The organism is Mitsuaria sp. CC2, assembly GCF_048957715.1.
GTDB lineage: Bacteria > Pseudomonadota > Gammaproteobacteria > Burkholderiales > Burkholderiaceae_C > Roseateles.
The window spans coordinates 98669-111074 of sequence record NZ_JARVXN010000007.1; the positions used below are offsets into that span (position 1 = coordinate 98669).

10 protein-coding genes are annotated in these 12406 nt (G+C 67.4%); 5 read left to right on the top strand and 5 right to left on the bottom strand.

What is annotated here, in order from left to right:
* Positions 1 to 250: 250 nt before the first annotated feature.
* Positions 251 to 793 carry a hypothetical protein gene (locus PV762_RS04735; RefSeq protein ID WP_421033870.1) on the bottom strand — a complete coding sequence of 181 codons (543 nt, stop codon included), beginning with the start codon at positions 791 to 793 and terminating at the stop codon, positions 251 to 253.
* A gap of 249 nt (positions 794 to 1042) precedes the next feature.
* On the opposite strand from PV762_RS04735, the gene PV762_RS04740 reads away from it, so the two are divergent.
* Complete coding sequence (locus tag PV762_RS04740; RefSeq protein WP_421033871.1) at positions 1043 to 1483, top strand: hypothetical protein; 441 nt, start codon at positions 1043 to 1045, stop codon at positions 1481 to 1483.
* A 60-nt stretch (positions 1484 to 1543) separates the two neighbouring features.
* Here the strand turns inward: PV762_RS04740 and PV762_RS04745 are convergent, their stop codons facing one another.
* Both PV762_RS04745 and PV762_RS04750 read right to left on the bottom strand, forming a co-directional pair.
* Complete coding sequence (locus tag PV762_RS04745) at positions 1544 to 3409, bottom strand: carbohydrate-binding module family 20 domain-containing protein (protein ID WP_421033872.1); 1866 nt, start codon at positions 3407 to 3409, stop codon at positions 1544 to 1546.
* A gap of 228 nt (positions 3410 to 3637) precedes the next feature.
* Positions 3638 to 5050, bottom strand: a complete 1413-nt coding sequence (locus PV762_RS04750; RefSeq protein ID WP_421033873.1) for a PLP-dependent aminotransferase family protein — start codon at positions 5048 to 5050, stop codon at positions 3638 to 3640.
* A gap of 157 nt (positions 5051 to 5207) precedes the next feature.
* On the opposite strand from PV762_RS04750, the gene PV762_RS04755 reads away from it, so the two are divergent.
* On the top strand, positions 5208 to 5444 hold the full coding sequence (locus tag PV762_RS04755) for a hypothetical protein (RefSeq protein WP_421033874.1): 237 nt from the start codon (positions 5208 to 5210) through the stop codon (positions 5442 to 5444).
* A gap of 50 nt (positions 5445 to 5494) precedes the next feature.
* Here PV762_RS04755 and PV762_RS04760 read toward each other — a convergent pair whose 3' ends face one another.
* The gene (locus tag PV762_RS04760) at positions 5495 to 6613 is read right to left on the bottom strand and encodes an ABC transporter substrate-binding protein (protein WP_421033875.1); all 1119 of its coding nucleotides are present in this window, start codon (positions 6611 to 6613) and stop codon (positions 5495 to 5497) included.
* A gap of 162 nt (positions 6614 to 6775) precedes the next feature.
* A complete protein-coding gene (locus tag PV762_RS04765; protein ID WP_421033876.1) occupies positions 6776 to 7894 on the bottom strand; it encodes an ABC transporter substrate-binding protein in 1119 nt (372 codons plus the stop codon).
* Between the two features lie 278 nt (positions 7895 to 8172).
* Between PV762_RS04765 and kdpF the strand changes: the two genes are divergently transcribed.
* From kdpF to kdpB, 3 genes are all read left to right on the top strand, one after another.
* Entirely contained in the window at positions 8173 to 8262 is a 90-nt protein-coding gene (gene kdpF / locus PV762_RS04770) for a K(+)-transporting ATPase subunit F (protein ID WP_421033877.1), read from the top strand.
* A gap of 1 nt (position 8263) precedes the next feature.
* A complete protein-coding gene (kdpA, locus tag PV762_RS04775) occupies positions 8264 to 10057 on the top strand; it encodes a potassium-transporting ATPase subunit KdpA (protein WP_421033878.1) in 1794 nt (597 codons plus the stop codon).
* A 190-nt stretch (positions 10058 to 10247) separates the two neighbouring features.
* Positions 10248 to 12329 (top strand): potassium-transporting ATPase subunit KdpB, encoded by a 2082-nt coding sequence (kdpB, locus tag PV762_RS04780; protein WP_421033960.1) that lies wholly within the window; start codon positions 10248 to 10250, stop codon positions 12327 to 12329.
* Positions 12330 to 12406 lie beyond the last annotated feature (77 nt).

The following is a 12406-nucleotide window of genomic DNA, read 5'->3' on the forward strand; positions in this document are numbered from 1 at the left end:
GCGGATCGTGATGCCGAGGCGACGCATGGACTGGGTCTTTGCCGATGAAAGGATCGGCCCATCGTAGGCGAGGCCTGCGGGGCGGGCTGTTACGCCCGGTTCCGATGCGGAGCCGCCACCGGCCTCAAGGTGAGGTCGCAGCACGACCGCCTCGATCATGCCCGCCTTGCGCTTGAAAGTCTGCGTTCGCTGCGGTGCAGCCACGACAAGAGTCGGAACGTCTCTGTTTTGAAGCGGTGAAGGCAGTCTTCTATTTCAAGCCCGCAGCGCGAGCTCTAGACGTTGCGAGCGGTGGCACTCCGAGTTCCGCCCTGTCGTTGTCATTCACGGCAGTCTCGTCGACCAGATAGAGTTCCCATGTGCCGGTCGGCGACTTCGTGAACTGCGTGCCGTACCACTGCGGCTTCTTGAGCCGCATCAACAATCGATCCCATGCCGCCGCGCTGAGCCACCTGCAGCGCTGCTCATCGGGGCCCAATGCCCTCGATGTCGTCGCGAGCGAGTAGGCGAGGCGAATGTCATCGACGGTGTCCCCATGCTGGAAGATCAAGGCCGCATTGCAATAATCCTCTGCGCTTCGAACCATTCCCTGCTTCAAGAGCTCAAGGACCTGGGATCGTCGCGCGGCGTCCTCCACCGACACTTTCGACCAATCGATCTCCTTCATCGCACCAGATCGCGCTGACTGATCGTCGGCGGTGAGTTTCGCAAGTGTCGGATTGGATGGCGTCGGCTGAGCAAATGCCGCCGCTGACAGCACGGCTGCGAAGACTGTTGGCATCAACTTGCGCATGATTGACCGGTTGGTGTTGTGGTGACTGTCTGCACCCTGCTCGGTATGCCAGGGATACGTCCTCAGCGCTGCATGATCACCGATTCGCGGTCGGCAACCACCCTTCGAGGTCCACACTCTAGCGTCCGCTTCCGCTGCGTTGCCGCCGCTGCCCCTTATCGACAAGCCTCCAGGCAAAATCCAACTCAACGTGGCGAACCGGGCGTCGAGCCAGCCGGGACGCCCATCTTGAGGAATGGAGCAGCATCAATGGCACTGACGAAGAAGGGCGAGTTCTGGTACGGGACGACCTCAGGCGATACCCAAGCCGAACTGCGCAGTTACAGCGTTGCGAATCGCCATGAGGCCACCAGGTTTGCCGCGTCGACATGCGATTGCGGATCCAAGACCTTCGCGCTGCAGTCCGATGAAGAAGCCGGCGTGGCCATCCGCACCTGCACCGACTGCGGGCAGGAACACCTGATGGGCGACAGTGCCGACTACCTTGAAGAAGCCGCGCCCGAGGCGCACGAGTGCGTGTGCGAGAACGAGGTGTTCGAGCTGATGTCCGGCGTCTCCGTGTACCCAGGCACCCACGATGTCCGCTGGTACTACATCGCTTGCCATTGCGTGGAATGCAATCTGGTCGGGGTCTTCGCGGACTGGAAGTGCGAAGCGGGCGACGCGGCGGCTTTCCTCGCCAAGGTCTGAGCAGGACGTCATCGACGGACGTGGCTTCATCGATGACCGCTGCCGCCGCGAAGCCGTCGTTCAGAACTTGAAGTTGCCGTCGGACCGGGCCTGAGAGCCGCTCGCGCAGCTCGTGAACTCGCGGTTGCCGCTGCTGGTGGACTGGTTGCTCTCCCACACGGCGGCCGAGCCGTTCCACTTCACGTACTTGTACTGGACGGCCGTGCCGGCGGGCAGGCTGACGGTGCCCGTCCATGGCACGTTGGCGCCCGAGCCCTGGATCGTCAGGGTGAAGCCGGATCCCGGCGCCCAGGCGCCCAGTCCGGTCACGTTGCCCACCACGCGCAGGTTCTGGCCGACCACCGTGCTGGCATTGGCGATCGTGAACGTCACGGCGCAACTGCCGGTGCCGCCGCCGCTGACCTTCTGTCCGGTGTGGATCGCTACTGCGGGCGTGCTGCCGCTGGTGTTGGCGGGCACCGTGAAGCTGGCGTTGCCGCCGGCGTCCACGGTCACGGTGTCGGCCGTGCAGCCGGTGCCGGCCGCATTTTTGGTGCCGTTGATGACGTTGCAGTAGGTGCCGGCGGCCAGGCCGGTGGCGAAGTTGCGGGTCCAGGCGCTGCCGCTGTTGTTCAGTGCGACGAAGCCGGCGCTGCCGCGGCTGAAGGCGATCTGGTTGCCGTTGTCGCCGACGATCCAGTTCTGCTGCGCCTGGCCGATGCTCGCATTGCGGAAGGCCACCATGTTGGCCAGCGGCGTCCAGCGGTGCGCGAAGTCCCAGGTCACGTTGATCTGCGGCACGCCGCCGCTGTAGGGGCTGGCCGTGGGGCGGTCGGCGTCGGTGTTGCTGAACTTGAAGCCGGAGTACAGCTGCGCCTCCGCATACCCCTGGGCGAGCATGAAGATGTTGGCCAGCGTGTAGCGCTGGTTGGCGGCGTCGTTGTTGCTCGCGTTGTTGATGTTCAGCGAACTGCCGTTGCGCTCGGTGTCCCAGTTGGTGACGAAGACCGTGGCGTTCTGCGGCTGGAGGAAGCCCCAGCTGCCGCCCCAGTTGCCCCACGTGCCCATGATCCCGGGGATGCTGGACAGGGTGTTCCCGTTGTTGCCCCGGAACACGTCGCGCATCGCGTATGGGAACTGGAACTCGTTGATCGTGCCGATGGGGAGGTAGCTGGGCCGGTCCACCTCGCCGTCGTTGATGATCTCCTGCGTGATCCAGATGTCCTCGCCCTGCAGCGTCTTGGGGTAGGTCGCCTTCACGGCGCTCATGATGGAAGTCCACGCACCGGCCGGCATGTGCTTGGCCGCGTCGATGCGGAAGCCGTCGATGCCCATGGCCAGCAGGGCCTTCAGGTAGTTGGCGATCTGGCCCTGCACGTAGCTGCTCTCGGTCGCCAGGTCGGGCAGGCCGCCGAGACGGCAGTTCTGGACGTTGCTGCGGCCCGACGGCGAGTTGTAGTCGGCGTCGTTGATGTTGCAGTTGGCGTGGAAGTCGTTGGCGCTGAAGAAGGGGTAGCTCAGCGTCGCGGCGTTCCAGGTCGAGCCGTCGGTGGCCGTGCCGCTGCCGTCGGCCATCTGGTTGACGACGATGTCGGCATAGACCCGCACGCCGGCCGCGTGGCAGGCGTTGACCATGCTCTGCAGCTGCGCGGGCGTGCCCATGCGGCTGGTGAGGTTGGTGTAGTTGACGGGCTGGTACACGCCCCACCAGCCGTTGGCGTTCTTGGACGCGCCGGGCGGCGAGATCTGCACGCCGCCGAAGCCTTTGGGCCCCAGCCATTGCGTGCATTCGGTGGCGATGTCGGGCCAGGCCCACTCGAACATCTGCACCGACGTCGAGTTCGGATTGAGGGCCTGCGCGGCACTGCCGAAGGTGGCGAGGGCGACGCCGGCGACGGCCGTCAGGGCGTGGGCGAGCCGGCGGCTCGAGAAAGGCAACTGGGGCATGTCGGTCTCCATTGTTGATCGACCGCCGCCCTCGTCGCGGGGCGGCTGGTGTCGGCCAATCGACTGCATGCCATGGCCGCCTCTCCCCATCGGAGAGGTGCGGTGACTCTAAGCCGGTGTCTGCCAAAGGTGCGTAGGAAAACTACCAAGTCGCGCCGATTGCCTATAGGTAATGCGCCAATGATTTGTTTTTGATTGTAGTTTCGCTACTGATCAAGAGCGATGGCGCTAGCGCATGAGCGCCTTGGCAATTTGCCCCAGCGTCCTCAGCGCGCCTTCGACGTGCGCGTTGTCGGGATGGCCGAAGTTGAGCCGGAGGTGGTGCGTGAAACGGCGATCGGCCGAGAACAGATGCCCCGGCGCGATGCTGATGTCATGAGACAGCGCGACCCGGTGCAGTTCCAGCGCGTCGATCTGGTCGGGCAACTCGACCCACACGCAATAGCCGCCCTCCGGCTGCGTGACGCGCGTCCCTTCAGGAAAGCACTTGGCCATGGTTCTCAGCATGGCTTGGCGATTCGTGACCAGCGCCTGCCGGAGCTGTCGCAGGTGCCGGTCGTAGCCGCCGCGCTGGAGGTACTCGCTCAAGCCCTCCTGCATCGGCACCGGGGTGGCCAGCGAACTCATGAGCTTGCGGCGGCTGACGTCCCGCGCGAACCGGCCCGCTGCTGCCCAGCCGACGCGGAACCCCGGCGCCAGCGACTTCGAGAACGAACTGCAATGCAGCACCAGGCCGGCCTTGTCCCAGGCCTTGGCGGGGCGCGGGCGTGAACCGAAATACAGCTCGCCGTAGACGTCGTCCTCGATGAGCGGGATCCCGCGCCCGGTGAGCAGCGCCACCATCGCCGCCTTGGCGGCATCGGGCATCAGGCTGCCCAGCGGATTCTGGAAGTTCGGCATCAGCCAGCACGCCTTGACGGGATGGCGTTCGACGACGGCCGCCAGCGCCGCCACGTCGACGCCGGTGCGCGCATGGGTGGCCACCTCCACCGCCTTCAGTCCACGGCGCTCCAGCGCCTGCAAGGCGCCATAGAAGGTCGGCGACTCGATGGCGACGAGGTCGCCCGGCTGCGTCACTGCCTCCAGGCACAGGTTCAAGGCCTCCATCGCGCCGGTGGTCACGACGATCTCGTCCGCGTCGACCTTGCACCCGGCGCCCAGGTAGCGCAGGCCGATCTGGCGCCGCAGTTCGGCGCTGCCCGGCGACAGGTCCTCGACCGTGCGCCACGGGTCCATGCCGCGCGCCGCCTTGCCCAGCGACAGCGCCAGCTTGTCCAGCGGATACAGCGTCGGGCTCGGGAACGCCGAGCCCAGCGGCACCACGGCCCGTTTGCGCGACAGGCCGAGCACCTGGAACACCAGCTCCGACACCTCGACGCTGCGCTCTTCGGTGAGCGGGTCCGACGCGTGGGGTTCGGGGTGCTGCGGCATCGCCGCCTGGCTGACGAAGTAGCCGGACCGTGGCCGCGCCTCGATCAGGCCGCGAGCCTCCAGCAGGTAGTAGGCCTCGAAGACGGTGGAGGGGCTGACGCCGCGGTCCTTGCTCGCTTCGCGGACCGAGGGCAGGCGGTCGCCGGGGCGCAACTGCCCTGCGGCGATGGAGGCCGCCAGGTCATCGGCAAGGACTTCGTAGCGCTTCATGAGCGGGGATGCTGATATGGCCCGTTGCGTGGAACGGTTGCACTGTATCGGCTGCAACCGGCTCACTGTGCGCGCCTTCCCAGGCGCCCATCTGATCCGGTCTTTTTACAGGAATCTGACTCTGTACTTTCCGCACCGCCCGGCGCACAGTCACGGCATGGAATGGGTTCCGACAATCTTCATCGCCTTCAAGGCCAGTGTGCTGTGCATCGGCATGTACTTCGCGATCAAGTGGCACTACGACCAGGGGAGGAAGAAGGGCACGGAGACGCAGCGCGCGATGCTTCGCATGGGAGCGAAACTGGTCGGGCTCTTCCTGGTGCTGGTCGCCGTCCTGCTGGTCCTGACCTTCAAGATCGGCACGTGGCTGGGGCTGGACCTGACCTCCTTGTGAGGACAGGCCGCCCGGCAAGCCGGTGAGGACGAAGGCGGCTCAGCGCTGCATCAGCGCCGCACCTTCCCATCCTCCGTCAGGATGGTCATGTCCACGTAGCGCGAGCCGGCGTGCTTCTGTCCCGAGAAGCTGAGGTAGAAGCCGCCCAGGTCGAGCTGGCTCTGCGCTTCCAGGCCGTTGATGATGTTGGCCGGCGTCGGGTCGTTGCCGGCGCGCTTGAGGCCTTCCACCATGGTCTTCGCGGCGATGAAGCCCTCCATGCCGGTGTAGCTCGGATCCAGCTTGGCCGCCTTCACCCGTTGCAGGTATTCGCCGGCGATCGGCGTCAGGCCCGAGAACGGGAAGGGCACGACCTGCGACACGACCACGCCGCGCGCGTCCTTGCCCAGTTCCGACGCCAGCGCCTGCGCGCCGACGAACGAGAAGTTGTAGAAGTTGCCCAGGAAACCGGTCTTGCGCGCGCCGCGGATGAAGGCCGCGCAGGACTTGTAGGCCGCCACCTGCACGATGCACTCGGGTCGGCCCGCCATCACGGCCGTCACCGATGCCGCCACGTCCACGGAATTGCGCTCCACCGTGCCCTGCGACACCGGGGCCAGGTTGTGCTGCTTGAGCGCCGCGGTCACCGCCGCCAGACCGGCCTGGCCGTAGGCGTCGTTCTGGAAGAACACCGCCACGCGCGTGATGCCCACCGAGGTGATCTGCTTGACGATCTCCGCCGCCTCGTCGTTGTAGGACGCGCGGACGTGGAACAGGAAACGGTTGAACGGCGCGCGCAGCGCCTCGGCACCGGTGAAGGGCGCCACCAGCGGGATCTTGGCCGCCGTCAGCAGCGGCACCGCCGCCAGCGTCGTGGGCGTGCCCACGTAGCCGAACAGCGCGTTGACGCCGTCCTCGATCAGGCGGCGCGTGTTGGCCGCGCATCGCTCCGGCTCATAGCCGTCGTCCAGGCTGCGCAGCTCGATGCGCTTGCCGTTCACGCCGCCGCGCTGGTTGACCTGGTCGAAGATCAGCATCGCGCCTTCCTTGAACTGCTCGCCCAGTTCCTTCGCCGGGCCGCTGAAAGGCGCGGACTGGCCCAGCAGGATGCGCGAGTTGTCGGCGAAGACAGGCAGGCTGCCGGCGCCCGCGAGGGCGGCGAAGTTCTGGAGCAGGTGGCGGCGGTTCATGGCGGGATGACGTCCTGGCACTTCTGGAAAACCCGCGATCTTCCCCGAAGCCGGTGACCAGACGTGTATGCAGTAGCCACATTGCCTGCTTATCCGTATTGACCGTGGACAACTTCACAGCGCTTTCACATTGAAACACGAACCCCGAGGGACAAGGGCTGATCAGCGCATCACCTTCCCGTCGTCCGTCAGGATGGTCATGTCCACGTAGCGGGATCCGGCGTGGCGCTGGTTGGAGAAGCTGATGAAGAACCCGCCCAGGTCGAGCTGGTTCTGCGACTCCAGGCCGCTGACGATGCTCGCCGAGGTTGGCTCGCTGCCCGCGCGGCGCAGGCCTTCCACCATCGTCCTCGCGGCGATGAAGCCCTCCATGCCGGTGTAGCTCACCTCCGCCTTCGCGGCCTTGGCGTGCTGGAGGTAGTCCCCCGCCAGCGGCGTCAGCCCGTGGAAGGGGAAGGGCACGACCTGCGACACCACCACGCCGCCGGCGTCCTTGTGCAGGTCGGTCGCCAGCGCCTGCGAGTCCACGAACGAGAAGCTGTAGAACGCGCCCCGGTAGCCGGTCCGGCGCGCCCCGCGGATGAAGGCCGCGCAGGACTTGTGCGCCGCCATCTGCACGATGCAGTCGGGCTTGCCCGCCATGACCGCGTGCAGCGGCGCGATGATGTTGTCGGAGTGGCGCTCCACCATGCCCTGCGACACCGGGGTCAGGTCGTGCTGCCGGAGCGCCGAGGTCAGGGCCGACAGGTCCGCCTGCCCGTAGTCGTCGTTCTGGAAGAACACCGCCACGCGCCGCGTGCCGACCGAGACGATCTGCTTGGCGATCTCCGCCGCCTCGTCGTTGTACGACGCGCGGATGTGGAAGAGGTAGCGGTTGAAGGGCGCGTGCAGCGCGTCCGCGCCGGTGAGCGGCGCCACCAGCGGAACCTTCGCCGCCGTCAGCACCGGCACCGCCGCCAGCGTCGTGCGCGTGCCGACGTAACCGAACAGCGCCTGCGCGCCGTCCTCGATCAGGCGCCTCGTGTTGGCCGCGCAGCGCTCCGGGTCGTCGCCGTCGTCCAGGCTGCGCAGCTCGATGTGCCGCCCGTGCACGCCGCCGCGCTGGTTGACGGCGTCGAAGACCAGCATCGCGCCGGCCTTGAACTGGTCGCCCAGGCCCTGCGACGGGCCGCTGAAGGGCGCGGACTGCCCCAGCACGATGCGGGGCACCTCGCCGAAGGCGGACAGGCTGCGCGCCCCCGTGAGGGCGGCGACGCTCTGGAGCAGATGACGCCGGTTCATGAGGGTCCCCTCCGTCGTTGACCTCGGCCAGGACTACTTTAGGCTGTACGGCAAGACGGTTTCAAGGACTGTTCTTGATGAAATCTTGATACCGCCGCTCCGAGCTTCTACGGCCCCTTGAGGCCGCCGTTCCTAGAGTCCATCCATCCCATCCCGCCCTCAATCGAGAGGGCATGGGACCGTAAAAAAATGGATGCACTCTTTCTCGGATTGAGCGTCGTGCTGTTCCTCGTGGCGGTGGGCCTGGCCTTGGCCAGCCATCGCCTGGGGGCCAAGCCATGAGCACGCTCTACTGGCTGACCGGACTGATCTCCGCCGGTCTGTTCGTCTATCTCCTGGTCGCCCTCTGGCGGGCGGAGGAGTTCTGACATGACGAACCTCGCCTGGGCCAACCTGGCCCTCTACCTCGTCGTCACGCTGCTGCTGGCCTGGCCACTCGCGCGCTGGATCACGGCGCTCGCCAAGGGGCAGATGCCCGGATGGATCGCGGCCATCGAGCGCCCGATCTTCCGCCTCGCCGGCGTCAAACCGGAAGAAGGCATGGGCTGGAAGCAGTACGCGGTCGCGCTGCTGATCTTCAACTTCATCGGCGTCCTCGCCGTCTACGCGCTGCAGCGCCTGCAGGGCGAGCTGCCGCTCAACCCGCAGGGCATGGGCGCGGTCACGCCCGACTCGGCGTTCAACACCGCCATCAGCTTCGTCGCCAACACCAACTGGCAGGGCTACGGCGGCGAGTCGACGATGAGCTACCTCACGCAGATGCTCGCGCTGACGGTGCAGAACTTCCTGTCCGCCGCCACCGGCATCGCCGTCGTGTTCGCGCTGATCCGCGGTTTCGCGAGCAAGCTCAGCGGCCAAGTCGGCAACTTCTGGGCCGACGTGACCCGCTGCACGCTGTGGCTGCTGCTGCCGCTGTCCCTCGTGCTGGCGGTGATCTTCGTCCAGCAGGGCGTGATCCAGAACTTCGACGGCTACAAGACCGTGCAGACCGTCGAAGCGCAGGACTACCAGACGCCCAGGCTCGGCACCGACGGCCAGCCGATGAAGGACGCCAAGGGCGAGCCGGTGATGGAGAACCAGCGCTCGCAGGAGCAGTCGCTCGCGATGGGCCCGGTCGCGTCGCAGGAAGCCATCAAGATGCTGGGCACCAACGGCGGCGGCTTCTTCAACGCCAACTCCGCGCATCCGTACGAGAACCCGACCCCGTTCACCAACCTGCTGCAGATCGTCGCGATCTTCGTGATCCCGGCCGCGCTGTGCCTGAGCTTCGGGCAACTGGTGGGCGACCGCCGCCAGGGCGCGGCGATCCTGGCCGCGATGAGCACGCTGTTCATCGTCGGCGTGCTGATCGCCACGCCCGCCGAGCAGGCCGGCAATCCGCTGGTGGCCGCGCAGGGCGTCGACATCCACGCCACCGAGCTCCAGGCCGGCGGCAACATGGAAGGCAAGGAGACGCGCTTCGGCATCAGCGCCAGCTCGCTCTTTGCCGTCGTGACCACCGCCGCCTCCTGCGGCGCGGTCAACGCGATGCACGACAGCTTCACCCCGATCGGCGGCGCCGTGCCGCTGGTGATGATGCAGCTGGGCGAGGTGGTCTTCGGCGGCGTCGGCACCGGCCTGTACGGCATGCTGATCTTCGCGATCCTGGCCGTCTTCATCGCCGGCCTGATGATCGGCCGCACGCCCGAGTACCTCGGCAAGAAGATCGAGCCCTTCGAGATGAAGATGAGCGCCGTGGCCATCCTCGTCACGCCGATCGTCGTGCTGGCGGGCACCGCCATCGCGGTCCTGGCCGACGCGGGCAAGGCCGGCGTCGCCAACCCCGGCGTGCACGGCTTCAGCGAGATCCTCTACGCCTTCACCTCGGCGGCCAACAACAACGGCAGCGCCTTCGCCGGGCTGTCCGCCAACACGCCGTTCTACAACACGCTGCTCGGCATCGCGATGTGGCTCGGCCGCTTCCTGGTGATCGTCCCCGTGCTGGCGATCGCCGGCAGCCTGGCCGCCAAGAAGCGCATCCCCGTCGGCGAGGGCACCCTGCCCACCCACGGCCCGCTGTTCGTCGTCCTGCTCATCGGCACCGTCCTCCTGGTCGGCCTGCTGAACTACGTGCCCGCGCTCGCGCTGGGTCCCGTCGTCGAGCACCTGATGCTCTGGAAGTGACCCTTCGGAGCCCATCATGACCAATCAACTCAAGACCCTCCATACCTCCGTGCCGGCCTCGGCCCGCACCGAGGTCCCAGTCGGCGCCAAGGTCTCCGGATCCGGCCCGCAAGGTCCTCAAGGTCCGTCCAGCCCGTCCGGTCCGCAGGGACAGGACCCGCAGCCCCCGCGCGCCAACGCGAAGACCGGCATGTGGGACCCGGCGCTGGTGAAGCCGGCGATCCGCGATTCCTTCATCAAGCTCGCGCCGGCGACCCAGCTGCGCAACCCGGTGATGTTCGTCGTCTACGCCGGCAGCATCCTGACCACTGGCCTGTGGCTGGCGAGCTTCGCCCGGCCCGAGCTGGCCGGTGCCGAAGGCCCCGGCTTCATGCTCGCCATCGCGCTGTGGCTGTGGTTCACCGTGCTGTTCGCCAACTTCGCCGAGGCGCTGGCCGAAGGCCGTTCCAAGGCGCAGGCCGCCTCGCTGCGCGGCCTCAAGAGCAAGACCTGGGCGAAGAAGCTGGAGACCCCGCGTCACGGCTCGTCGTGGCACCCGGTCGCTTCGGAAGAGCTGCGCAAGGGTCACGTCGTGCTGGTCGAGGCCGGCGATCTGGTGCCGCTGGACGGCGAGGTCATCGAAGGCGTGGCCTCGGTCGACGAGAGCGCCATCACCGGCGAATCCGCGCCGGTGATCCGCGAGTCCGGCGGCGACTTCTCGGCCGTCACCGGCGGCACGCGCGTGCTGTCGGACTGGGTCGTCGTGCGCATCGCCGTCAACCCGGGCGAGGCCTTCCTCGACCGCATGATCGCGATGGTCGAGAGCGCCAAGCGCCAGAAGACGCCCAACGAGATCGCGCTGACCATCCTGCTGGTCGCGCTGACGCTGGTGTTCCTGGTCGTCACCGTGACGCTGCTGCCGTACTCGCTGTTCGCGGTCGAGGCGGCCGGCGCCGGCACGGTGGTGTCCATCACCGCGCTGGTGTCGCTGCTGGTGTGCCTGATCCCGACCACCATAGGCGGCCTGCTGTCGGCCATCGGCGTGGCCGGCATGAGCCGGCTGATGCAGGCCAACGTGATCGCGACTTCCGGCCGCGCGGTGGAAGCCGCCGGCGACGTCGACGTGCTGATGCTCGACAAGACCGGCACCATCACGCTGGGCAACCGCCAGGCCAGCGCCTTCCTGCCGGCGCCGACGCTGCAGGAGCAGCTGCTGGCCGACGCGGCGCAGCTCGCCTCGCTGGCCGACGAGACGCCGGAAGGCCGCTCCATCGTCGTGCTGGCCAAGCAGCGCTTCAACCTGCGCGAGCGGGAACTGGCGACGCTGCAGGCGCACTTCGTGCCGTTCACCGCGCAGACGCGCATGAGCGGCGTCGACTTCGGCGATCCCGAGCACCCCAAGCGCCAGCTGCGCAAGGGGGCGGTGGACGCGATCCGCCGCTTCGTCGAGCTGCACGGCGGGCAGATGCCGGCGCAGGTCACCGCGGTGGCCGAGGAAGTCGCGCGCCGCGGCTCCACGCCGCTGGTCGTGGCCGACCTCCACGACGGCCAGGCCCGCGTGCTGGGCGTGGTCGAGCTCAAGGACATCGTCAAGGGCGGCATCAAGGAGCGCTTCGCGCAGCTGCGCAGGATGGGCATCCGCACGGTGATGATCACCGGCGACAACCGCCTCACCGCCGCGGCGATCGCGGCGGAGGCGGGCGTCGACGACTTCCTCGCCGAAGCGACGCCCGAAGCCAAGCTCAAGCTGATCCGCGACTATCAGGCCGAAGGCCGCCTGGTCGCGATGACCGGCGACGGCACCAACGACGCCCCCGCGCTGGCCCAGGCCGACGTGGCGGTGGCGATGGCCAGCGGCACGCAGGCCGCGAAGGAGGCCGGCAACATGGTCGACCTCGACTCGAATCCGACCAAGCTGCTGGAAATCGTCGAGACCGGCAAGCAGCTGCTGATGACGCGCGGCTCGCTGACGACTTTCTCCATCGCCAACGACGTGGCGAAGTACTTCGCCATCATCCCGGCGATGTTCCTGGGCGTGTACCCGCAGCTGGCCGCGCTCAACGTGATGGGCCTGCACAGCCCGTCGTCCGCCATCCTGTCGGCGGTCATCTTCAACGCGCTGATCATCGTCGCGCTCATCCCGCTGGCGCTCAAGGGCGTCGCCTACCGGCCCATCGGGGCGGCCGCACTGCTGCGCCGCAACCTGTGGATCTACGGCCTGGGCGGCCTGATCGTGCCGTTCGTCGGCATCAAGGCGATCGACCTGCTGCTGGTCGCGCTCCACCTCGTGTGACGCGGAGGACTTCATCATGACAAGCACTCAATCCCCCTCGTCGTCGAGCGCTCCGTCGAGCGCTGCGTCGACCGCCC